Raw genomic sequence first — 21804 nt, 5'->3', positions numbered from 1 at the left:
CCCCCCTTGCAACGCGAAGAATCGCGGAAAGTAGCAAAGCACTATTACTCAGGAGCACACTCAACTATGTTCAAGAACGCATTTGCAAACCTGCAAAAAGTAGGTAAGTCGCTAATGCTGCCGGTGTCCGTATTGCCTATCGCAGGTATCCTGCTGGGCGTCGGTTCCGCCAACTTTAGCTGGCTACCTGCGGTAGTCTCCCACGTGATGGCGGAAGCCGGCGGTTCCGTTTTCGCCAACATGCCGTTAATTTTCGCCATCGGTGTTGCCCTTGGCTTCACCAATAACGATGGTGTATCCGCACTGGCTGCAGTGGTGGCTTACGGCATCATGGTGAAAACCATGGCGGTGGTTGCACCTTTGGTGCTGCACTTGCCGGCTGAAGAAATCGCGGCCAAACACCTGGCAGATACCGGTGTACTCGGGGGGATTATCTCCGGCTCCATCGCGGCCTATATGTTTAACCGCTTCTTCCGCATTCAATTACCGGAATATCTGGGCTTCTTTGCCGGTAAGCGCTTTGTGCCGATTATCTCCGGCCTCGCGGCAATCGTTCTGGGCGTAGTATTGTCCTTCATCTGGCCTCCAATCGGTACGGCTATCCAGACCTTCTCCCAATGGGCGGCGTATCAGAACCCGGTAGTGGCGTTTGGTATCTACGGCGTGGTTGAACGTGCGCTGGTGCCATTCGGTCTGCACCACATCTGGAACGTACCGTTCCAAATGCAGATCGGTGAATACACCAACGCAGCAGGTCAGGTGTTCCACGGCGATATCCCACGTTATATGGCGGGTGACCCGACGGCGGGTAAACTGTCTGGTGGCTTCCTGTTCAAAATGTACGGTCTGCCTGCTGCCGCGATTGCCATCTGGCACTCAGCCAAGCCGGAAAACCGCGCTAAAGTCGGCGGTATCATGATCTCCGCTGCGTTGACCTCGTTCCTGACCGGTATCACCGAACCGATCGAGTTCTCCTTCATGTTCGTTGCGCCGATTCTGTACGTAATCCACGCCATTCTGGCGGGTCTTGCGTTCCCGATCTGTATCCTGTTGGGTATGCGTGACGGTACCAGCTTCTCGCACGGTCTGATCGACTTTATCGTACTGAGCGGCAACAGCAGCAAAATCTGGCTGTTCCCTATTGTGGGTATCATCTACGGTCTGGTGTACTACACCATCTTCCGCGTGTTGATTGCCAAGCTAGATCTGAAAACCCCAGGTCGTGAAGACACGGCTTCTGAGCAGGTTACTCAGGGCGGTTCTGAAATGTCTGCGGCGCTGGTTCAGGCCTTCGGCGGTAAAGAAAACATCACCAACCTGGATGCCTGTATCACTCGTCTGCGCGTTAGCGTGGCGGATGTGAGCAAGGTTGACCAGGCTGGCCTGAAAAAACTGGGGGCTGCCGGCGTTGTTGTCGCAGGCTCTGGCGTTCAGGCTATCTTTGGTACCAAATCTGATAACCTGAAAACGGATATGGACGAATACATCCGTAACCATTAATTCAGGCAGGGGAGTTTTAAGGGAGGCGAAAGCCTCCCTTTTTTATGGGTGCGGATTTACTTTGCTGCGTGCTTTTGCAAAAACTGTTCAAACACCGCCAGGGTGTCGCTAGAAATGTGATGCTCAATCCCTTCGCTGTCCAGCTCGGCGGTTTCATTCGGTACACCAAGACATACCAGCAGGTCGACGACAATCCGGTGGCGACGGCGTACCTTCTGTGCCAGCTGCTCGCCTTCTTCCGTCAGAAAAACCCCCCGATAAGGGCGTGACTCGACTAATCCAGCGCTTTTGAGCCGGGCGATGTTCTTGATCGCCGTCGGGTGCGAAACGCCGAAGCGTTTGGCGATGTCGGTGGTTCTGGCTTCGCGGGTGGTCATCAACAAGTCGGCAATCAGCTCGACATAATCCTCTATCAGCGCATTGGATTGCGCCTCACGAGCGCGGGTGAAGCGCAGGGCATGTTCAGCCTCGTCCGGCATTTCAGCCACCACGGGGCGTTCGGCGTCATCTGGTGCGCTTGTAGCCATATTCTGAGACGTCCTTTAAACGTTAAACCAGTAAGTTGCAGGTTACTGCAGTTCCGCCATACGTTAGTCCAAAGGCGACGCATTATCAATTCGGCGGGCGTATTCGCTGATAATAAGAAATATTTGTACACAAAGGCAGTGAATCTTCCATTTTGCATAAAGTGTAGCCGATGCTACATTGCAGGGAGTGTTGGGTGAAAAATAACCAGAAAAAGATTGAGGGTAAACCATGCGTGATGCGGCAACCACCACATCGTTAACCGAACGAACCAATACGGCGATTGGTAACGCACTTGCCGGGCGCAAGCGTGGAGCATTCACGCCGCTACTGTTCGCTGGGCCTGCTGTGATTGCCTCTATTGCCTATATGGATCCCGGTAATTTTGCCACCAATATTCAGGCGGGTTCGAAATACGGCTATAGCCTGTTATGGGTGGTGGTGATGGCTAACCTGATTGCCATGCTGTTTCAGGCGCTCTCGGCCAAGCTGGGTATTGTCACCAACCGTAATCTGGCAGAGATGTGCCGCGATCAATTCTCACGTCCGGTGGTGATCGGTATGTGGCTGCTCAGTGAAGTGGCCGCGATGGCCACCGATCTGGCGGAGTTCCTCGGCGGGGCTATCGCGCTTGCCTTGCTGTTTCATATGCCGTTGTTGCCGGGAATGGCGGTGACAGCGGTTATCACCTATGCATTGCTGATGGTCGAGAAAAAAGGTTTTCGCCCGGTAGAACTGATGATTGGCGGCCTGGTCGCGGTGATTGCACTGTGTTACTTGGTTGAAATGTTTATTGTGCCGGTGGACTGGGCGGCTGCCGGTATTGGTATGGTAACGCCGCAGTTGCCGGATGCGCAGGCATTGACTATTGCCGTCGGTATTATCGGTGCCACGGTGATGCCGCACGCTATTTTTCTGCACTCGGGCTTAACCCAGCACCGTGCGCCGGCCAGCGACAGTGGCGAACGGCGCAAATTGCTGCGCTTTTCGAATATTGAAGTGGTGATTGCACTGTCGGTCGCGGGGCTGGTGAATATCGCTATGGTCATTATGGCCTCCAGCGCTTTCCATGCCGGTAATAGCGACGTGGCAGAGATAGGAACGGCTTACCATACATTGACCCCATTGTTTGGCGCTGCCGCGGCTGGCATCTTCCTGATGTCGTTGATAGCCTCCGGCATTTCCAGCTCGGTGGTGGGTACCATGGCGGGTCAAATGATCATGCAGGGTTTTGTGGGCTTTAGGATCCCTGTCTGGGTACGCCGTATGGTAACCATGATCCCGGCCTTCATTGTGGTGGCATTAGGCGTGAATGCGACAGACGCGCTGGTTTACAGCCAGGTGGTGCTGAGCCTGGCGTTGCCGGCACCGATGATTGCGTTGGTGATGTTTACCCGTCGCCGCGACATTATGGGCGAGTTTGTTAATAGCCGCCTGACCAGCCTGGTGTCGGTCATAGGTACAGTGATTATTCTCCTGCTCAACCTGGTTCTGCTGTTGCAGACGTTTGGTGTCGCCATCCCCGGTCTGGGGTGATCGATAAGCCGTGCAGCTTATGCTGTCACGGCTTGCCGCCTTTCTTTATCATGCTATCTCCCAGTGTGGCGTTATTTGGACGTTGGGTTTTGGCCATTGGTCAGTGCTTTCTCGTCGTTAGAAATACTGCCGCTATTTGCGGCCCATACGCCTTCCTGGGTTTTGGTGACCTTCTGATGTGCTGCATTCAGGTTCTGACCTACGGCGGCAATGTGATTGGATTCAACACCGCCGGTGTTTTCCCCCCAGGGAATGGTCTGATCATTGGCTTGAGCGATGCCGCCCAGCGCCAGGGGCATCAGCAGTAGCATGGCATTAATCAGGTATTTTACTCTCATCGTCTCAGTCTCCACTTTGTGCTCTGCACCTGACTGGCGGATGCATGGCACTATCAGGAACAAAAGTAAGAGGGTGAGGGATAGCTAGGGTCAGTCGGTTTTTGGCTGGCGAAAGGGATCCACAATACGCCCTGTTTAATCAGTGTAGGCAGCGCCGCCAGCCAGGGTGACAGCGCGAGTGTAAGCAGGATCCGTAATTGCTTTCGGGGTATGTTTGGTTGTTTCAAGTGAAATAATTAGCAAGAAAGCATTTGTGTTAATGGGCGATCACCCCCCCGAATGCTCGCATGACGTAATTACAAATTTCCCACGCCACCGTCGATCAACAATTCACTGCCGACCATAAAGGCGGACTCATCGGATGCGAGGAACACTGCCGCCTTTGCCAATTCCAGCGACGTGCCCATACGACCGATGGGTACCAATTGGCGGATCTCGTCACGTAATGCCTGTTCATCGGCATCCTTCAGGCCGAGTTTACCCAGTGCCGGCGTTTCTGTTGGGCCGGGGCTGAGGCCATTGACCCGAATGCCGCGTGGGTGCAGTTCACCGGAGAGGGTTCTGGCCAGCGACAGCAGACCAGCCTTGCTGGCGGCATAGACGTTACTTAACGGCAGGCCGATATGCGCACTGACCGAGCCGCACAGAATAATTGACGCGGGGTTAGCCAACTGCGGCAACAACGACTGGATCAGAAAGAAGGGCCCTTTAAGGTTAATGTCCATCACCCGTTGATAACTCTGTTCATCCCATTCTTGCAGAGGATGGTGGGTGACGTCGCCTGCATTGATGTACAGCACATCGAGGCGTGGCCAGTGGTTGGCCAATTGCTGCGCTAAAACCCGCTGCTGCTCAATATCTCCTGCATCACTATGCAACAGCAGTACCTTGCCCAGCGCTTTTCCTGCTGCCTCTAGGCTGTTCTGGTTGCGTCCGGTAATCGCTACGGTGGCGCCTTCAGCGATAAACTGACGCGCAGTTTCCAAACCAATGCCGCTGGTACCCCCGGTGATCAATGCGTACTTGCCTTTAAGTCGTGACATAACGTACTCCTGTTTATTGTCGGCACAGGCATTATTTGCGTTATAGTATCTTTTGCATAGTAGGCACCTTTTGGATACTAAAGGACAAGGTGGGATGAAATGGCCAACGCAGAGTTGTCGACGGCGGAAAAAAATATAGCGGCATTGCCTACAGCGGGTGAACCTTGCCCAATGGTCGGCTTCGTGAATCTGGTCGCGGGGAAATGGGCTATTCCGATCCTCTACCGGCTGATACTGATTGATACCCCAATACGTTTTAGCGAACTGCAGCGCGCAGTCGCACCTATCGCCCAGAAAGAGTTGACGCGTCAACTGCGGCAGTTTGAGCAACGTGGTTTGGTCACCCGGCAGGTGTTCCCGGAGGTTCCGCCACGGGTTGAATATCAAATTACGCCACTGGGTAAAACGTTGCGTCCGACACTCGACTCTCTGGCCAACTGGATGCGCACCCACGCACCACAGCTGATTGACGGCTAGTCACCAATCCCCGGCGGATTGATGGCAGAGCGTGGAACTTTCTCATCATGCTCACCCCAGCGATCCAAAACCTGGGCATATTCACCGCTGACGATCACACCATTGATGGCTGCGTTGATTGCGGTAACCAGGCCATTATCTTTTTTAGTGGTCACTGCCACATAGGCGACGTTCGGGCCGATGCCCACCATTTTCGTCCTGCCAGTCAGTGCTGCTTTGTAGGCTCCTGTGGAGTGGGGGCCAAAGAACGCGTCGGCGCGCCCGGACTGAATGCTCAGATTGGCGGCGGCGTCATCGGTGACATAAATGGGCTGTACCGGTGCCAGGCCATTAGCCTGATTCTGCTTATCCCAACCCAGTAAGATATTTTCCTGATTGGTCCCAGAACCGACAATAATCCGTAGCCCGGCAACGTCCGCAGGTTGGTTAATGGCGCTGATTTTGCTGGTGGACTTCACGTAAAAGCCCAGCGTATCTACGCGATAGGTGGCGAAATCAAACTTGGTTTTCCGTTGCTTGGTCACGGCAATATTAAAAATTGCAGCGTCATATTTACCTGAGCTGATGCCGAGCGGCCAATCTTCCCAGGAGGTCGGTACCAGGTTCAACTCTAGCCCCAGGCTGTCTGCTACCAGTTGCGCGATGTCCGGATCGCTGCCAATCAACGTTTTATTGTCTTCAGCAAACAGCGCCAGTGGGGGGGAATTTTCAGACGCCACTGCTATGGTTAGTTTGCCCGGTACGGCAAAATGATAATTGGCAGGGATCAGCGCGACGGCGGCCGGGTTTTTCTCTGCACGCAAATGTTGCTGGTTGGCTTGTAGATCAATAATGCTTTTGGTCTCAGCCGCAGAATGACCGCATATCAGCAATGCGCTCAGTGCCAGGGTTTTGAATCGCATGTTGTCCTCTATCCTTTTTTAATCATAGAGTTACTATTCGCGCCGATGGCAGGCAAGTAAAGCAACAATAGTTAATATCGAAAGTGAAAAAAATCAAATGATTGCCGCCGGACGGTAGCGAGAGAGGGAGGATTATCCCGAAAGGTTGTCTGATTCTGCATCACTCAACGCGGAAAGTGCGCAATCAGGTTGAAAGCAGTAGAATTTGTCACTCATACTGCGTACAGCTTATTTTCCTCTACAAGGAACGCCAGATGGCCGAAGAAACGATTTTCAGTAAAATTATCCGCCGCGAAATCCCCGCTGATGTGGTCTACCAGGACGAACTGGTCACCGCTTTCCGCGATATTTCACCTCAGGCTCCGACGCATATTCTGATTGTACCCAATGTATTGATCCCCACCATCAACGATGTCACCGTTGAACATGAGGCTGCGCTGGGTCGTATGATTACCGCCGCGGCGAAAATTGCAGAACAAGAGGGCATTGCCGATGACGGCTACCGCCTGATTGTTAACTGCAATCGCCATGCAGGCCAAGAGGTCTATCATATTCATATGCATTTGGTCGGTGGCCGCTCGTTAGGGCCTTTGTTGTCTCGCTAATCGAGGAAAGTCATGCGCTATAGCAAATCCCTGCGTCTGATGGCGCTGGCGTTGCCCGCTGTCATTTTGATGGGTTGTAGCAGCCCACGCGGCATCGCGGTTAACGATCGGCAGACGGTAGTCATGGATTCGCCGGTGCTTACCGCAGGCATTCTGGCCGACAACCCGTCGATTTCGAATGCCTCCGGGCGCGTGATGGCCACGTCGGAGCTCAGCAACAGCCAACCTACGCCAGTGACGGTGCATTATCGCTTCTACTGGTATGACGATCAGGGGCTGGATATCCGGCCTTTTGAAGCGCAGCGCACCATCACTATTGCACCAAATTCAGACGCCACCATTTACTCACTCAACGGCAATCTCGATGCTAAACGCGTGCGTCTGTACCTATTTTTATAAACTCTTGGTTCACGTGGAGAGATAAATGAAAAAGTATCTATTTGTGGCACTGGCCGCGTTGATGTTAACCGGCTGTCTGTCGCGCCCGCCGGAACCCGAACAACCTCAACCGCCGGTAACGGTTGAGCCGGTGACGCCGCCCGTTGTTGAGCCGCAACCCCCCGTCACAGAACCTGTGCCTCAACCGCCGAAAATTCAGCAGCTCGATTGGCTGAGCAGTGTGCAGCCGCTGGTAAATCAGATGCTGAAAGCCGACGGTGTCAACCCAGGTAGCGTGTTGCTGCTGGACAGCGTAAAGAACAATACCAACGGTGCATTACAGACCGCGAAAGCCACATCTGCTTTGCATAAAGCGTTGGCGTCGAATCAAACGTTCTCCATCGTGCCAGAAGCGCAGTTGGCGACCGCCAAACAGACGCTGGGCTTGTCGGCGGATGATAGCCTGGGTTCACGCAGCAAGGCCATTGGCCTGGCGCGTATCGTCAGTGCGCAATATGTCCTGTATAGCGACGTCAGCGGTGATGTGAAGTCTCCGACTCTGGACATGCAACTGATGTTGGTACAAACCGGTGAAATCGTCTGGTCAGGTAATGGCGCAGTCACACACTGAAGCCGCACTGCGGAAACTGATTGAAAGCGAGCTGCCGGCGGTGAAAACCGCCGGTTGTCGTTTTAGCCCAGTGCAGGGGCTGACGGGCGAAAGTTGGCGCATTGAAGGTGAAGGCGTACAGCTTCTGGCGCGTCAACAAAGCGCAGAGAAAAGTGCGCTTGGCGTGAGTCGCCGGCGTGAGGCACGTATGCTTCGCCGTAGTGGAAGAGGGATCGGTCCGCAGGTTTTAGTGCAAAACAATCAGTGGATTATCCTGCAATGGCTTGATGGTGACGTTGTCACAAGTGCCGCTTTCAGTCAGTTAAATGAGCGTGGAAACCTGGCGGAATTGATGGCAGATTTGCATCGCCAGCCGCTCAGTGGCTACCCGCTGAATCTGCAGCGACAGTTTGCCCGTTATTGGCAACAGTTGGATCGCCGACGCTTAACGCCCGCTTGGTTGCGGCTGCATCAGCGCTTTCTGCATCGCTGTCCGCCGACCCCCTTGAAATTGGCACCGTTGCATATGGATATTCATCCGGGCAATCTGATAACACAGGCCGCAGGCCTGCGGTTGATTGACTGGGAATATGCCGCTGACGGAGACATCGCGCTGGATATCGCTGCGCTGTTCCGCGGTAACGCCTGGTCGTCAGCCAGCCAACAGCGTTTTTTACAGCGTTATGCGCAAATCGGTTATCTCAATTTACAGGTGCTGAGCGCGCAGGTGCAACGCTGGCTGCCGTGGGTAGATTATCTGATGCTGTTATGGTTTGAAGTGCGCTGGCAACAGACCGGCGATCCTGAATTTTTGCGCTGGGGTACCGTGCTGCACCGGCGTTTTTGTTTAACATCCCATGTTCTATACCTAGAATAATTGGCGTTGCGGTGAGGCGGCCGGTCTGTAACACCCCAGGAGCACAGATAACTCGGCGACGGGGGCGCACAGGCGCAGCCAACAAAGGTGCAGGTTCAAGTATGATAGGTATAAATGAATAATGAAGTGAGGTGGCCGTGGGCCCAGTAATGTTAGATGTCGCCAGCTATGAGCTGGATGCAGAAGAACGTGAGATCCTAAAACATCCGCTGGTGGGCGGTCTGATCTTGTTCACCCGTAATTTCCATGATGCCGAACAGTTGCGTGAATTGGTACGCCAAATCCGTGACGCTTCCCACGATCGACTGGTGGTGGCAGTGGATCAGGAAGGTGGGCGCGTTCAGCGTTTCCGCGAAGGTTTCACCCGGTTACCGGCGGCGCAGTCGCTCGCGGCACTGAACTCAGCCCATGAAGGTGGTCGGTTGGCGCAGGAGGCCGGCTGGCTGATGGCGGCGGAAATGATCGCGCAGGATATCGACATCAGCTTTGCGCCGGTGCTTGATATTGGCCATGTCAGTGCAGCGATTGGCGAACGTTCGTTCCACAGCGATCCGCAGCAGGCGCTGGTGATGGCCGAACGTTTCATTTTGGGCATGCACAGCGCCGGAATGAAAACCACCGGTAAGCATTTCCCAGGTCATGGTGCGGTGAGTGCGGATTCGCACAAGGAAACCCCCCGCGATCCGCGCCCGTTGGCACAGATCCGTGAACATGATATGTCGATCTTCCGTGAGTTGATTAACCGTCAACTGTTGGACGCCGTGATGCCGGCGCACGTCATCTATACTGAAGCAGACCCGCGCCCAGCCAGCGGATCGCCTTACTGGCTAAAACAGATTTTGCGCCAGGAATTGGGCTTCGACGGTGTTATCTTCTCGGATGATTTGTCGATGGAAGGCGCGGCGATTATGGGCAGCTATGCCGAACGTGGTCAGGCAGCATTAGATGCTGGCTGCGACATGATCCTGGTATGCAATAACCGCGCAGGGGCGGTTAGCGTGCTGGATAACCTGTCCCCGGTCAAAGCAGAGAGAGTGAAGCGGTTATATCATCGCGGTCAGTTCACCCGTCAGGAGCTGCGCGATTCTGCGCGCTGGCAGCTGGCGCATAAAGAGCTGAATGCGCTCAGCGAACGCTGGGAGGAGTACAAACAGCGTAATGCGGGGTGAACCCAGGGCGTCGTAATACGGCGTAAATGATGAGGGCTGCGGCGCGGCCCTCAGCTTGTTGCGAGGATCCACATGATTATCTATTTGCATGGTTTCGATTCCACCAGTCCCGGCAATCATGAAAAGGTGTTACAGCTGCAGTTTATCGATCCGGACGTACGCTTTATTAGCTACAGCACCTTGCATCCACGCCATGACATGCAGCATCTATTGAAAGAAGTGGACAAGGCAGTTCAACAGGAAGGCGACAAGCATCCGCTGATCTGCGGTGTCGGTTTGGGCGGATTTTGGGCCGAGCGCATTGGCTTTCTGTGTGGTATCCGCCAGGTGATCTTCAACCCCAATTTGTACCCTGAAGAGCATATGCAAGGCAAAATCGACCGGCCGGAAGAGTATCGCGATATTGCCACCAAGTGCGTGGACGATTTCCGGGAGAAAAACCGCGATCGCTGCCTGGCAGTGCTGTCTCGCCACGACGAAGTGCTCGACAGCCAGCGTAGTGCTCAATTGCTGCACAAGTATTATGAAATTGTCTGGGATGAACAGCAGACCCACAAGTTCAAAAATATCTCGCCACATTTGCAACGAATCAAAGCATTCAAGACGCTGGCGTAACAGTTTCATAACGCCCGAAGATGCCGCAATGATTGCTTTTTACCGGCAAAAATTGCGGCATCTCTTTGCCAAAATGTCGGTTTTTGCCCCATAGGCGACAAAATTTAAAACTGTGACTCAGCGCTAACTATTTGAATCACAATCCTCAAAATTCCCCTTCGTCCAGCCTTTAACCAAAAAAGTTTGATGTACATCAATTTTGGTATGACCAAATAACCTCACATGCTATTCTGGCTTCAGATAGCAGGTTTATTTTAAGCGAACCCTATGTATTCTAAGGATATTATTTATTTACCCTTGGATAACAATTGGTTCACATTTAGGGGGTTATTTTGACAACGCCAAAGAAAAAAATCGTCATTGTGGGCGGTGGTGCCGGTGGTCTGGAACTGGCGACCAGCCTGGGCCATAAACTCGGTCGTAAGCACAAAGCAGAAATCACGCTGGTGGATCGTAACCACAGCCATCTGTGGAAGCCTTTACTGCATGAAGTCGCCACCGGTTCCCTTGATGACGGCGTCGATGCGCTGAGCTACCTGGCGCACGCACGTAATCATGCTTTCAGCTTCCAACTGGGTTCGCTGACCAATATTAACCGTGAGACGAAAACGATCCACCTGGCGCAAATCTGCGATGAACAGGGCGGTGAACTGGTGCCGGAACGCGAGTTGTCTTACGACATCCTGGTCATGGCGCTGGGCAGTACCTCGAACGATTTCGGCACGGCTGGCGTAAAAGATCACTGTATCTTCCTGGATAACCCTCACCAGGCGCGACGCTTCCACAACGAGATGCTTAACCTGTTCCTTAAGTTCTCGGCGCAGCCGGGGCAAAAAGAGCGGGTAAACATCGCTATCGTCGGTGGCGGTGCCACCGGTGTTGAGCTGTCAGCCGAACTGCATAATGCGGTGAAGCAATTGCACAGCTATGGTTTTGAAGGCCTGGACAACAGCGCGCTTAACGTGACCTTGGTCGAGGCGGGGGAACGTATTCTGCCTGCATTGCCGCCACGTATTTCTGCTGCGGCGCATCAGGAATTGAACAAGCTGGGTGTACGCGTACTGACCAACACCATGGTCACCAGCGCGGACGCCAAGGGTCTGAACACCAAAGGTGGCGAATTCATCGACGCCGATCTGATGGTGTGGGCTGCCGGTATCAAGGCGCCAGACTTTATGAAAGACATCGCCGGGTTGGAAACCAACCGTATTAACCAGCTGGTGGTAGAGCCAACGCTGCAGACCACGCGTGATCCGAACATTTTCGCCATCGGTGACTGTGCTTCCTGTCCGAAAGAGGGCGGCGGTTTCGTCCCGCCACGTGCGCAATCGGCACATCAGATGGCATCACGTTGCTTTACCAACATTCTGGCGCTGATGAATGGCCAGACGCTGAAGCCGTACGTGTACAAAGACCACGGATCCTTAGTGTCTCTGTCCCGCTTCAGTACCGTTGGCAGCCTGATGGGCAACCTGATGCGTGGTTCAATGATGGTGGAAGGCCGCATCGCGCGTTTCGTCTACATCTCACTGTACCGTATGCACCAGGTCGCTTTGCACGGCTACATCAAAACCGGTCTGATGATGCTGGTCGGTGGTATTAACCGGGTGATCCGCCCGCGTTTGAAAATGCACTAACAGCTTTCGTTATCGACTCTCGCCCACGCCGGTTCGCCCGCGTGGGCTTTTTTATGGTCTCTTTCCGCGAAATAGGGCCGTTATGGACTGATTGTTCAGAACAATGTCCTGCATCAATAGGTAAAATTCTTAAGAATCCTCCTAAACACCGGGGGTAACCGTGATTTCCGGCATTTTTGGTCATATTGTCTTATTGCGAGGGTCTGGAACATTGTGCAGACTTTATCTCGTTTACAGACGGCGCGTCGCGCACGCCGTAAACCGGAATACCACGTGCCGCCAATGCGCAAAATAATAAGCGCGGTGCAATGTCGGTAAAGTCCCCGGTACAAATGCGTGGTAACACTTTCAGGAGGATTTCCTGTGAACAAGTCAATGTTAGCTGGTGTGGGTATTGGTATCGCTGCGGCTCTGGGTATTGCTGCGGTAGCCAGTCTTGATGTTTTCTCTTCCGGTCCGCAATACGCGCAAGTCATTGCAGCAACGCCGATCAAAGAAACCATCAAAACTCCGCGTCAGGAATGCCGTAATGTGACCGTGACTCACCGTGCGCCAGTGCAGGATGAAAACCGCCTTGCCGGTTCCGTGTTGGGTGCGGTAGCGGGTGGCGTAATTGGTCATCAGTTCGGTGGTGGTCGTGGACGTGATGTTGCGACGGTCGTCGGCGCGCTGGGCGGCGGCTACGCCGGTAATCAGGTACAGGGGGCGATGCAAAATAACGACACCACCACCAGTACGCAACAGCGTTGCAAAACGGTCTACGACAAATCACAGAAAATGCTGGGTTACGATGTGACCTACAAGATCGGTACTCAGCAGGGCAAGATCCGTATGGATCACGATCCGGGCACCCAGATTCCGCTGGATAAAAGCGGCCAGCTGGTGCTGAATAAAGCCTGATCACAGTTTACGAATTAAGCCCGCGTGCAGTGTTAGTTCTGATCGTTTAACGCAGTTAAGCGAGCGGCATTAATATTGACGCGGGTTTCTGCTATTTATTGCCCGCCGTTTTGCCATCAGGCCAATGCCGACGCTATTCTCAGCACTAATGTATCCGTGCGATTTATCCGGGCATACCTTCAATAGTGCAACAGTGTTTGTTATATTATTGTGCAGTTGAGTGGGTGTGGTGGCGTCATCTCACACTGACTCAGTCCAAGCATTTAGTCTCCCGGAGACAGAGATAAAAACATGTTAGATTTTCGCTTTCCGACTGCAATGCAAATGGTACTTAGCGTGGCCGTGGCTGAGAAGCTGGGCGTGCGTGCGACCAGCGCGGTGCTTGCCGCCAGTCTGGAAGCCAACCCCAGCTTTATCCGCAAGCTGATGGTGCCCTTGACCAAAAATGGCATCATTGTTTCGACTCTGGGGCGTAACGGCTCGATTCACTTGGGCCGCCCGGCGGAGCAGATCACCCTGCGGGATATCTATCTGTCAGTTATCGATGATAAACGCATCTGGGCCGCCCGACCGGAAGGGCCGGCGCGTTGCCTGGTCAGTGCCAACGCCTGCTGGTATTTCAAGTCGGTGGTGAACGAGGCGGAAGAGGCATCGCTGGACGTACTGGCGCGCCACACGGTGGCAGATGCCTTGGCCGAGCTGGAGCGGGGCGATAAGCGAGCCTGCGCGGCCTATGCAATAGAAGACCTGAAAGACGCAGAGACAGCGGAAAAATAGTCTGCGGTATACGCGGTATAAAAAATAAGACAAAAAAAGCCCGTTTTTTTAAACCGGGCTTTTTTTATGGTAGCGGCTGGAGAATTAGCCTGCCGCTTGTTGCCGTGTCTTACGCGTCACCATACGGCGCAACGTAACGTAGAACACCGGGGTCAGGAACAGCCCGAACAACGTGACGCCCAGCATGCCGGAAAATACCGTGATACCGGTGACGCCACGGACTTCAGCACCGGCTCCGTGTCCCATGATCAGCGGGATAGTCCCGGCGATAAAGGCGATGGAGGTCATGACGATCGGCCGCAGTCGCAGGCGGCAGGCTTCCAGCGCCGCCTCCATAATGCTTTTGCCTTGCAGCTCCAGCTCGCGGGCGAACTCGACGATCAAAATGGCGTTTTTACAGGCCAGCCCCATCAATACGACTAACCCCACCTGGACGAAAACGTTATTGTCGCCACCGGTAAGCCAGACGCCGAACAGCGCCGACAGCATGGTCATGGGGACGATCAGGATCACCGCCAATGGCAACGTCCAGCTTTCATACAGCGCCGCCAGCGCCAGGAAAGCCAACAGCACGGCCACCGGGAAGACAATGATCGCCGAATTACCCTGAGTAGACTGCTGATAGCTCAGATCGGTCCACTGAATATTCATGCCGTTCGGCAGGAGTTTGTTAGCCATCACGGTTAATTCACTCATCGCCTGTGAAGAAGACAGCACGCGCGGATCGGCGTCACCAATCAGATCTGCCGCCGGGAAGCCGTTGTAACGGATCACCGGATCAGGGCCGTAAGTGGTGCTGATGCTGACCATACTGCCGATGGGCACCATTTCGCCCTTGTCGTTACGGGTGCGGAGGTTGGCAATGTCTTCCACGCTGTCGCGGAACTGACCGTCAGCCTGCGCCATAACTTTCCAGGTACGGCCGTAACGGTTGAAGTCATTGATATAAGACGAGCCGAGATAGGTTTGCAGTGTGCTGAACAAGGCGTTGAGTGGAACCCCTTGGGCTTTGGCTTTATCACGGTCAATTTTCGCATCCAGCTGTGGAACGTTGGCCTGATAAGACGAGATCGGGAACCCCATGCCCGGTGTTTGCATGATCGCGCCTGACATCGTATTAACCGCGGTTTGCAAAGCCCCATACCCCAGACCGGCACGGTCCTGAATATACAGCGAGTAACCCGAACCCTGACCAATACCGAGGATCGGCGGCGGCATAATGGAGAACGCAAACCCTTCCTGGATCTGCGAGATCTTGGCGTTAATCTCGGCATTAATCTGCGCAGCACTCCGCGTTCGGGTGCTTAATGACTCCAGTGCAAAGAATACGGTGCCGGTGTTAGGCGTATTGGTAAACTGCAACGCATTGAGCCCTGGGAATGACACCGCGTCCGTTACTCCGTCAACACTCAGGCCAATGGCGCTCATTTTGCGAATCACGGCATCAGTACGTTCCAGTGACGCTCCCTCCGGCATTTTCACCCCGCCAATCAGATAAAGCTTATCCTGAGTCGGAATAAAGCCGCCGGGCACAGTTTTAAACATGACCCCAGCAGCACACAACAACAGCACATACACCACAAATACCGCGCCACGTTTGCCCAGCGCACGTGAAACGCCACGTTGATACCGCTGTGAACTATTGGCAAAGAAGCGGTTAAAAGGACGGAACAGCCAACCAAACAGCCGATCGATCAGGCGCGACGGCATGTCTTTCGGCGCACCGTGCGGCTTCAGCAGCAGCGCTGCCAAAGCTGGCGACAGGGTCAGCGAGTTGATCGCCGAGATCACGGTTGAAATGGCGATAGTGACAGCGAACTGTTTATAGAACTGCCCGGTGACGCCAGACAGGAATGCCATCGGCACGAATACGGCGCACAGAACGACGGCAATCGCAATAATCGGGCCGGATACTTCACGCATTGCCTGATGCGCTGCTGCAAGCGGCGATAAGCCTTCTTCGATATTACGCTCGACGTTTTCCACGACCACGATGGCGTCATCGACCACGATGCCGATAGCCAGGACCAGCCCGAACAGGCTCAGGGTGTTGAGCGAGAAGCCCAACAGATAAAGCGCGGCGAAGGTACCGACGATAGAAATGGGTACCGCCAGCAGTGGAATAATGGATGCTCGCCAGGTTTGCAGGAAGAGAATCACCACCAGCACCACCAGCAACACCGCTTCGAGCAGGGTATCTATCACTGAGCTTATTGAATCACGCACGAACACGGTGGGGTCATACGGTGATTGCCAGCTCATCCCTTCAGGGAAACGGGTCGACAGTTCGGCCATTTTGGCTCGCACCGCATTGGACAATTCGATGGCATTAGCTCCCGGAGCCTGGAAGATGCCGATCCCGACAGCGTCTTTATTATTCAACTGAGCACGTAGCGCGTAGCTGCCTGAACCCATCTCAATGCGCGCCACGTCGCGCAGACGAACCACTTCGCCGTTATCGCCGTTCTTGAGGATAATATTGCCGAACTCTTCTTCGGTCTGCAGGCGGCCTTGCGCATTAATCGAGAGCAAATAGTCGCTGCGAGTCGGCATAGGTTCTGCACCCAGTTGACCCGCGGAAACCTGCACGTTTTGCTCTTGCATGGCGGTGACCACGTCAGACGCTGTCAGCCCGCGCGAAGCGACTTTGTTTGGATCCAACCAGATGCGCATGGCGTATTCACCCGCGCCGAAAATCTGCACCTGCCCGATCCCCGGTAAACGGGCCAGTTCATCCTTGACCTTCAACGTGGCGTAGTTGCGCAGGTAGAGCGAATCGTATTTGCCGGAAGGGGAGACCAGATGCACCACGAGCGTCAGAGCCGGTGACTGTTTCTGGGTGGTTACCCCTTGGCGACGCACGTCTTCCGGCAAGCGCGCTTCGGCCTGCGCCACACGGTTTTGTACCTGTACCTGTGCCTGGTCCGGATCGGTTCCTGGGCGGAAAGTCACTGTGGTGACCAGAACGCCGTCTGACCCTGCCACTGACTTCATGTACATCATGTTTTCGACGCCGTTGATCGCCTCTTCCAGTGGGGTGGCGACGGTTTCGGCGATCTCTTTCGGGTTGGCGCCGGGGTATTGGGCACGTACCTGCACGCTTGGGGGCACGACATCCGGGTATTCACTGATCGGCAGCAGAGGGATAGCGATAACGCCGCCGACAAAAATCAGGATCGACAGCACCGCCGCAAAAATCGGTCTATCAATGAAAAAACGGGAAAAGTCCATGGCTCAGGATCCTCTGCTGGGGGCTTAGTTAAGCGCGGAGGCGTTGATCGCCACAGTTTTTGCATCGACCGGCATACCCGGCATAAACACTTTTTGCATGCCGTCGACAATGACCCGGTCACCTGCAGACAGGCCCTTTTGTACAATGCGCAGTCCGTCAGCGACCCGACCGATTTCAATATCGCGACGCTGTGCTTTACCGTCTTTATCGACGATATAAACAAACTTGCGGTCTTGGTCGGTCATCACCGATTTGTCGTTAATCAGCATGGCGTTGAACTCGGCACTGCCGGGCATCTGTACGCGTGCAAACAGCCCAGGGGTAAAGCGGCGTTCGGCGTTTTCCAGCAGGGCGCGCATACGGATGGTGCCGGTACCGGCATTAAGCTGGTTGTCGGTGAAATCAACGGTTCCTTGATGCGGATAGCCGTCCTCGCCCACCAACCCGACCTTCACCGGCAGTTTTTCCGCGCGTCGGCCATCATTCTGGTAACGCAGAAACGTCGCTTCATCCACGTCGAAATAGACATAGACCTTATCGAGTGACACCAATGTCGTGAGTACGCTGGCACTGTCGCCTGCGGTGACCAGATTACCTGCGGTGATCATCGCGCGACTGGCACGGCCGTCGATGGGCGCTATCACTCGGGTAAAGTCGAGGTTCAGCTGTGCCATATCGAACTGCGCCTGTGCCGCTAATACGTTGCTTTGTGCTTGAGCGGCGGAGGCTTTGCGTTGTTCCCACACTTCAGTCGAAATCGCTTGGCTGCCAATCAGTTTTTCGGTGCGGCCGGATTCGCTGCGTGCCAGCGCGGCTTGGTTACGTGCTCGCACAAGCTCGGCCTGGGCTTGTTCACGTGCAGCGCGGTAGGTGCGATCGTCAATGGTGAATAGCACCTGGCCTTTTTTCACTTCATCGCCTTCGGTGTAATTAACCTTGTCGATGTAGCCAGAGACACGTGGTCGCAGCTGTACACTTTGCACCGCCTCGATCCGGCCGTTAAAAGCATCCCACTGGCTGATGGGCTTTATTACCACGTCGGCAGTGCTGACGGCCGGTGGTGGGGGAGCCGCATTGTGAGCGACGCTGTTATCACATCCGGCCAGCAGTGCAGCCATCAGCGCAACGGCTGATAGATGTGCGCTGAAACCGAAACCGCGCTGAGGGCTGCGGGGATGGAGCGATGAAGCAGGCTGGCTTGGCATTATTTTTATTTCCAGTAGTAAGTGCGATCAGGCCACACACCCGGCCCTGTTATCCGGGTAACGTCCTGGCCTGAGACCGGCGGCAGAGCAGTTGCACCCGTCCTCGGTACAACGGTTAGGTTTTGAAACACATTGTTGTCACATTAATGTATTAATATCGGGTACATTAATTGGCTGGATTATAGAAGTGCCCCTTCGTTAAATGCAATAATAAAAATTGCATTTAGTGCGAAACTGCTGCAACGTATCCATATCGGGCAGCGGATCTACCTGCCAATGTCATGGGAGCGTCAGCATGAACAGCACGGGTTTTATTACGGATTTGATTGAGTGGATTGATAACAATCTGGAAGAGAAGCTGGATATCAATACTGTGGCGGGCCGCGCCGGGTATTCCAAATGGCATTTGCAGCGAATGTTCAAACGCCAAACCGGCTATGCGCTGGGGGAATATATCCGTATGCAGAAGCTGAGGGTCTCGGCAGAGCGTCTGGCTAACAGCGGGGAGCCGATCGTCAGCGTGGCGATTTCACTCGGCTTCGACTCGCAACAATCTTTCAATCGCAGTTTTAAACGCCACTACGGGCAAACACCGGGTGACTGGCGCCGTGCCGTGATGCAGCCATCTATGGCGGCTAGCCGCACGCACTGAGGCGGATTGCAGACAAAATGAGCCTGAACTTGCGTCCAGGCTCTTTCTTTAAGAGATGGCGGTGAGGGAGGGCTTGATTCGCTGCGCTCACCCTGCGGGCCGCCTTTGGCGGTCCAAAACGCATGCGTTTTGTCGAACCCGGTCGAGGGTTCTCGCCCCTCCTGCCCGTATAACATGCAAAAAAAAGCCTGGACGTTAATCCAGGCTCTTTCTTTAAAATATGGCGGTGAGGGAGGGGTTCGAACCCTCGATACACTTACGCGTATACACACTTTCCAGGCGTGCTCCTTCAGCCACTCAGACACCTCACCGTATTTTGTCGTTGCGTACTCACTGCTGCAACGGGGCGGTACTATAGGGAGAGCGAGCGATCCGGTCAAGAAGAATTTCTGCGATTCGGCGCGTCTGCTTAACCTGTGTTCGCTTTGCTGAAAACTGCGGCAAACCGCATGGGCGGAGGATCCTCCGTCAGAATTCCATGTAATGCAGACAACAAAAAAGCCTGAACTTTCGTTCAGGCTTTCTCTTTAGATTAGCACGGTGAGAGAGGGCTTGATTCGCTACGCTCACCCTGCGGGCCGCCTTTGGCGGTCCAAAACGCATGTGTTTTGTCGGACCCGGTCGAGGGTTCTCGCCCCTCTCGGTCTGTATAACATGCAAAAAAAAGCCTGAACTTTCGTTCAGGCTTTCTCTTTAAAATATGGCGGTGAGAGAGGGGTTCGAACCCTCGATACACTTTCGCGTATACACACTTTCCAGGCGTGCTCCTTCAGCCACTCAGACACCTCACCGTTTTACTTCATCGCTAACGCATTGCGTTGTCGACGGGCGCTAATGTAGGAGAATCTGATCCCAGCGTCAACCCTCTTGTGACATAACCATGACTGTTTAGCTAAACTTGCAGCAATTTGCTGATTTCCCGAGCGATAGACAGCCGGATGGCGCAGATTTTCAAGATGATTCCGGGGCTAAATTATCTTTAAGACTATTATTTGTACATTTCACTGTGGGTTAGCTCAATATACCAGCAATGGCATTGGCTCTGGTGCTGATATATGCATTAATACTGGATTATTAGTCATATGTGTCGCTAAATGGAAGGGTGCTGACGTGGGGTTTTGGCAAGGAATATCACACCCCGCGCAGGTTGCCGGGCATTGCACTGGCGATAACACAGACAGGGACTGATCTATCAAATAATAATGCAGCAGAGGTTCACTTTGACTTCATCGGACTCCACAACGGCGGCGCCGCAGCGTCATGCCATCCCCCCGGGTGCCGGGGCACTGTTTTTTATCCAAATCTTCGCCACGCTGGGTTTTGCCGTGTTGTACTCCACGCTGGTGCTTTATGCCACCAAGCGTCTGGGTTTCAGCGAAGGCAACGCCAACGCCATGATGGGCGTATTTGGTGCGTTCAACTATGGGTTGCATATGTTTGGGGGCTACCTGGGCGGGCGTTTCCTCAGTAACCGCAACTTATTCGTGTTGGGTATGGTGCTACAGGTGATCGGCTGCGCGTTGATCGCAGTGGCAGGCGTCTGGGGCCTTTACTGGGGATTGGCGATGTTCCTGACCGGCAGCGGGCTGAACGTCACTTGCATTAATATGATGTTGACCCAGCGCTTTAAGCCGGACGACGATCGACGTGAAGCGGCCTTTTTGTGGAACTACGCCGGGATGAACCTGGGGTTCTTTGTCGGCTTTACCGTAGCCGGCTATTTCCAACTGACCGAAAATTATCGCGCGCTGTTCCTGTTTGCTACCCTGGGTAATGCGGCGGCGATTATCGTTGCCGTCAGCCGCTGGCGCATCCTGGCCGATCTCAACACGCCACTGCACGATGCCACTCGTTCACAGTACCGCTGGCGCATGTTGGTCGGGTTAGCCGTGTTGGTGCTGCTGGTGCCGATCATCCGCGTAATGCTGACCCATGCGGAGTTCAGTGGTCATTTTGTTATTGGCCTCGGTGCGTTGATTTTCCTGATGCTGTGTGTGGTTACGTTACGTCATCATCCGCGTGATGAACGTCGTCGGATGACTGCGTATCTCATTTTGGCGCTGGGTTCTCTGGTCTTTTGGGCGCTGTATCAGTTGGCCCCGATGGGGTTAATGCTGTTCTCCGAACACAATATCAACCTGAACGTTTATGGTATTCAGGTGGCACCTCAGTGGATTCAGAACATCAATACGCTGGTGATCGTGGTGGGCGGACCCTTGATGGCCTGGTGGTTTAATCGCCTGCGAGCACGTGGTTGCAAGATTGATATCCCAATGCAGTTCTCCGGTTCGCTGTTCTGCATCGGGCTGGGCATGCTGGTGCTGCCGCTAGGCATCAGCCTGGCCGGTGGTGATGGGTTGGTGGCGTTTAAATGGATTGTCATCAGCTATGTGTTGCAGAGCATTGGCGAACTGATGATTTCACCGATCGGCTACGCGATGATCGGCAAACTGGCGCCACCGCGTTATCAGGGCGTAATGATGGGATGCTGGATGATGGTTACCGGCGTTGCCTCGGTATTGGCTGGTTACGTCTCCGGACTAATGCCTGAGAACAGTGGCAGCACCCCTGCGCTGACCAACCCCGGTTACAGCGAGGTGTTCAGCGCGTTGGGTTGGGGAGCCTCAGGCGTTGGGGTGGTGATGTTAATCTTGATCCCACTGTTACGGCGGTTAATACGGCACGACGCTCCTGTTGCAGCCTGAGATCCCGCAGTCTAAAAAAACAGCCCCACTGGTCGGGGCTGTTTTCATTTTGGGCTTTAACACTTGCATCTGGCAGCGAATCGCGGAAGTCTGGTTGCAAATACATAAAAACAGACAGGAG

General features: G+C 54.2%; 20 protein-coding genes and 2 tRNA genes. 14 read left to right on the top strand and 8 right to left on the bottom strand.

Annotated features, from left to right (window positions below):
• The first annotated feature begins 66 nt into the window (after positions 1 to 66).
• Positions 67 to 1500, top strand: coding sequence for a PTS glucose transporter subunit IIBC (gene ptsG, locus ACI2J2_RS08110; RefSeq protein WP_209632737.1), 1434 nt, complete (start codon positions 67 to 69; stop codon positions 1498 to 1500).
• A gap of 56 nt (positions 1501 to 1556) precedes the next feature.
• Here ptsG and mntR read toward each other — a convergent pair whose 3' ends face one another.
• On the bottom strand, positions 1557 to 2027 hold the full coding sequence (mntR, locus tag ACI2J2_RS08105; RefSeq protein ID WP_209632774.1) for a manganese-binding transcriptional regulator MntR: 471 nt from the start codon (positions 2025 to 2027) through the stop codon (positions 1557 to 1559).
• A 229-nt stretch (positions 2028 to 2256) separates the two neighbouring features.
• Between mntR and ACI2J2_RS08100 the strand changes: the two genes are divergently transcribed.
• A complete protein-coding gene (locus ACI2J2_RS08100) occupies positions 2257 to 3561 on the top strand; it encodes an Nramp family divalent metal transporter (RefSeq protein WP_404759831.1) in 1305 nt (434 codons plus the stop codon).
• 71 nt (positions 3562 to 3632) lie between these two features.
• Here the strand turns inward: ACI2J2_RS08100 and ACI2J2_RS08095 are convergent, their stop codons facing one another.
• Positions 3633 to 3899: a hypothetical protein gene (locus ACI2J2_RS08095; RefSeq protein WP_209632776.1), complete on the bottom strand. Its 267-nt coding sequence runs from the start codon at positions 3897 to 3899 to the stop codon at positions 3633 to 3635.
• Between the two features lie 296 nt (positions 3900 to 4195).
• A complete protein-coding gene (locus ACI2J2_RS08090; RefSeq protein WP_404759830.1) occupies positions 4196 to 4942 on the bottom strand; it encodes an SDR family oxidoreductase in 747 nt (248 codons plus the stop codon).
• 99 nt (positions 4943 to 5041) lie between these two features.
• Between ACI2J2_RS08090 and ACI2J2_RS08085 the strand changes: the two genes are divergently transcribed.
• Positions 5042 to 5419 (top strand): winged helix-turn-helix transcriptional regulator, encoded by a 378-nt coding sequence (locus ACI2J2_RS08085; RefSeq protein ID WP_404759829.1) that lies wholly within the window; start codon positions 5042 to 5044, stop codon positions 5417 to 5419.
• Here ACI2J2_RS08085 and ACI2J2_RS08080 read toward each other — a convergent pair.
• Complete coding sequence (locus ACI2J2_RS08080; protein WP_404759828.1) at positions 5416 to 6321, bottom strand: ABC transporter substrate-binding protein; 906 nt, start codon at positions 6319 to 6321, stop codon at positions 5416 to 5418. The two genes, ACI2J2_RS08085 and ACI2J2_RS08080, sit on opposite strands and share 4 nt — an antisense overlap.
• A gap of 254 nt (positions 6322 to 6575) precedes the next feature.
• Between ACI2J2_RS08080 and hinT the strand changes: the two genes are divergently transcribed.
• The 9 genes from hinT (at position 6576) to ACI2J2_RS08035 (ending at position 13889) form a co-directional block, all read left to right on the top strand.
• Positions 6576 to 6926 carry a purine nucleoside phosphoramidase gene (gene hinT / locus ACI2J2_RS08075; RefSeq protein WP_037423826.1) on the top strand — a complete coding sequence of 117 codons (351 nt, stop codon included), beginning with the start codon at positions 6576 to 6578 and terminating at the stop codon, positions 6924 to 6926.
• 12 nt (positions 6927 to 6938) lie between these two features.
• Positions 6939 to 7325, top strand: coding sequence for a YcfL family protein (locus tag ACI2J2_RS08070; RefSeq protein WP_130380234.1), 387 nt, complete (start codon positions 6939 to 6941; stop codon positions 7323 to 7325).
• A gap of 25 nt (positions 7326 to 7350) precedes the next feature.
• Positions 7351 to 7935 (top strand): penicillin-binding protein activator LpoB, encoded by a 585-nt coding sequence (gene lpoB / locus ACI2J2_RS08065; RefSeq protein ID WP_037423820.1) that lies wholly within the window; start codon positions 7351 to 7353, stop codon positions 7933 to 7935.
• Entirely contained in the window at positions 7916 to 8791 is an 876-nt protein-coding gene (gene thiK / locus ACI2J2_RS08060; protein WP_404759827.1) for a thiamine kinase, read from the top strand. The genes lpoB and thiK overlap by 20 nt, the downstream gene beginning before the upstream one ends.
• A 149-nt stretch (positions 8792 to 8940) precedes the next feature.
• Positions 8941 to 9960 carry a beta-N-acetylhexosaminidase gene (nagZ, locus tag ACI2J2_RS08055; protein ID WP_404759826.1) on the top strand — a complete coding sequence of 340 codons (1020 nt, stop codon included), beginning with the start codon at positions 8941 to 8943 and terminating at the stop codon, positions 9958 to 9960.
• Between the two features lie 72 nt (positions 9961 to 10032).
• On the top strand, positions 10033 to 10575 hold the full coding sequence (gene ycfP, locus ACI2J2_RS08050) for an alpha/beta hydrolase YcfP (RefSeq protein ID WP_265554929.1): 543 nt from the start codon (positions 10033 to 10035) through the stop codon (positions 10573 to 10575).
• Between the two features lie 332 nt (positions 10576 to 10907).
• On the top strand, positions 10908 to 12212 hold the full coding sequence (locus tag ACI2J2_RS08045) for an NAD(P)/FAD-dependent oxidoreductase (protein WP_265554928.1): 1305 nt from the start codon (positions 10908 to 10910) through the stop codon (positions 12210 to 12212).
• A gap of 363 nt (positions 12213 to 12575) precedes the next feature.
• Entirely contained in the window at positions 12576 to 13112 is a 537-nt protein-coding gene (locus tag ACI2J2_RS08040) for a glycine zipper 2TM domain-containing protein (protein WP_209632784.1), read from the top strand.
• 291 nt (positions 13113 to 13403) lie between these two features.
• Entirely contained in the window at positions 13404 to 13889 is a 486-nt protein-coding gene (locus tag ACI2J2_RS08035) for an Rrf2 family transcriptional regulator (RefSeq protein ID WP_265554925.1), read from the top strand.
• Positions 13890 to 13973: 84 nt separating this feature from the next.
• Here ACI2J2_RS08035 and sdeB read toward each other — a convergent pair whose 3' ends face one another.
• Both sdeB and ACI2J2_RS08025 read right to left on the bottom strand, forming a co-directional pair.
• Positions 13974 to 17120, bottom strand: a complete 3147-nt coding sequence (sdeB, locus tag ACI2J2_RS08030) for a multidrug efflux RND transporter permease subunit SdeB (RefSeq protein WP_404759825.1) — start codon at positions 17118 to 17120, stop codon at positions 13974 to 13976.
• A gap of 24 nt (positions 17121 to 17144) precedes the next feature.
• Complete coding sequence (locus ACI2J2_RS08025; protein ID WP_404759824.1) at positions 17145 to 18326, bottom strand: efflux RND transporter periplasmic adaptor subunit; 1182 nt, start codon at positions 18324 to 18326, stop codon at positions 17145 to 17147.
• 295 nt (positions 18327 to 18621) lie between these two features.
• On the opposite strand from ACI2J2_RS08025, the gene ACI2J2_RS08020 reads away from it, so the two are divergent.
• Positions 18622 to 18978 carry a helix-turn-helix domain-containing protein gene (locus ACI2J2_RS08020; protein ID WP_037423795.1) on the top strand — a complete coding sequence of 119 codons (357 nt, stop codon included), beginning with the start codon at positions 18622 to 18624 and terminating at the stop codon, positions 18976 to 18978.
• Positions 18979 to 19199: 221 nt separating this feature from the next.
• Here ACI2J2_RS08020 and ACI2J2_RS08015 read toward each other — a convergent pair.
• Together ACI2J2_RS08015 and ACI2J2_RS08010 are read right to left on the bottom strand one after the other, a co-directional pair.
• Positions 19200 to 19289 (bottom strand) — tRNA-Ser (locus ACI2J2_RS08015).
• A gap of 390 nt (positions 19290 to 19679) precedes the next feature.
• Positions 19680 to 19769, bottom strand: a tRNA-Ser gene (locus tag ACI2J2_RS08010).
• Between the two features lie 411 nt (positions 19770 to 20180).
• Between ACI2J2_RS08010 and ACI2J2_RS08005 the strand changes: the two genes are divergently transcribed.
• Positions 20181 to 21683 carry a peptide MFS transporter gene (locus tag ACI2J2_RS08005; protein WP_404759823.1) on the top strand — a complete coding sequence of 501 codons (1503 nt, stop codon included), beginning with the start codon at positions 20181 to 20183 and terminating at the stop codon, positions 21681 to 21683.
• Positions 21684 to 21804: the final 121 nt, after the last annotated feature.

Origin of the sequence: Serratia sp. NPDC087055, from assembly GCF_044900985.1 — a bacterium.
Classification (GTDB): domain Bacteria; phylum Pseudomonadota; class Gammaproteobacteria; order Enterobacterales; family Enterobacteriaceae; genus Serratia.
This window is presented reverse-complemented; position numbering and strand designations above follow the sequence as displayed.

What these genes read in the sequence shown, in the direction of transcription:
- ptsG (WP_209632737.1), top strand. Translation starts at nt 67, where the DNA reads ATGTTCAAGAACGCATTTGCAAACCTGCAAAAAGTAGGTAAGTCGCTA.
- mntR (WP_209632774.1), bottom strand. Translation starts at nt 2,027, where the DNA reads ATGGCTACAAGCGCACCAGATGACGCCGAACGCCCCGTGGTGGCTGAA.
- ACI2J2_RS08100 (WP_404759831.1), top strand. Translation starts at nt 2,257, where the DNA reads ATGCGTGATGCGGCAACCACCACATCGTTAACCGAACGAACCAATACG.
- ACI2J2_RS08095 (WP_209632776.1), bottom strand. Translation starts at nt 3,899, where the DNA reads ATGAGAGTAAAATACCTGATTAATGCCATGCTACTGCTGATGCCCCTG.
- ACI2J2_RS08090 (WP_404759830.1), bottom strand. Translation starts at nt 4,942, where the DNA reads ATGTCACGACTTAAAGGCAAGTACGCATTGATCACCGGGGGTACCAGC.
- ACI2J2_RS08085 (WP_404759829.1), top strand. Translation starts at nt 5,042, where the DNA reads ATGGCCAACGCAGAGTTGTCGACGGCGGAAAAAAATATAGCGGCATTG.
- ACI2J2_RS08080 (WP_404759828.1), bottom strand. Translation starts at nt 6,321, where the DNA reads ATGCGATTCAAAACCCTGGCACTGAGCGCATTGCTGATATGCGGTCAT.
- hinT (WP_037423826.1), top strand. Translation starts at nt 6,576, where the DNA reads ATGGCCGAAGAAACGATTTTCAGTAAAATTATCCGCCGCGAAATCCCC.
- ACI2J2_RS08070 (WP_130380234.1), top strand. Translation starts at nt 6,939, where the DNA reads ATGCGCTATAGCAAATCCCTGCGTCTGATGGCGCTGGCGTTGCCCGCT.
- lpoB (WP_037423820.1), top strand. Translation starts at nt 7,351, where the DNA reads ATGAAAAAGTATCTATTTGTGGCACTGGCCGCGTTGATGTTAACCGGC.
- thiK (WP_404759827.1), top strand. Translation starts at nt 7,916, where the DNA reads ATGGCGCAGTCACACACTGAAGCCGCACTGCGGAAACTGATTGAAAGC.
- nagZ (WP_404759826.1), top strand. Translation starts at nt 8,941, where the DNA reads ATGTTAGATGTCGCCAGCTATGAGCTGGATGCAGAAGAACGTGAGATC.
- ycfP (WP_265554929.1), top strand. Translation starts at nt 10,033, where the DNA reads ATGATTATCTATTTGCATGGTTTCGATTCCACCAGTCCCGGCAATCAT.
- ACI2J2_RS08035 (WP_265554925.1), top strand. Translation starts at nt 13,404, where the DNA reads ATGTTAGATTTTCGCTTTCCGACTGCAATGCAAATGGTACTTAGCGTG.
- sdeB (WP_404759825.1), bottom strand. Translation starts at nt 17,120, where the DNA reads ATGGACTTTTCCCGTTTTTTCATTGATAGACCGATTTTTGCGGCGGTG.
- ACI2J2_RS08025 (WP_404759824.1), bottom strand. Translation starts at nt 18,326, where the DNA reads ATGCCAAGCCAGCCTGCTTCATCGCTCCATCCCCGCAGCCCTCAGCGC.
- ACI2J2_RS08020 (WP_037423795.1), top strand. Translation starts at nt 18,622, where the DNA reads ATGAACAGCACGGGTTTTATTACGGATTTGATTGAGTGGATTGATAAC.
- ACI2J2_RS08005 (WP_404759823.1), top strand. Translation starts at nt 20,181, where the DNA reads ATGCAGCAGAGGTTCACTTTGACTTCATCGGACTCCACAACGGCGGCG.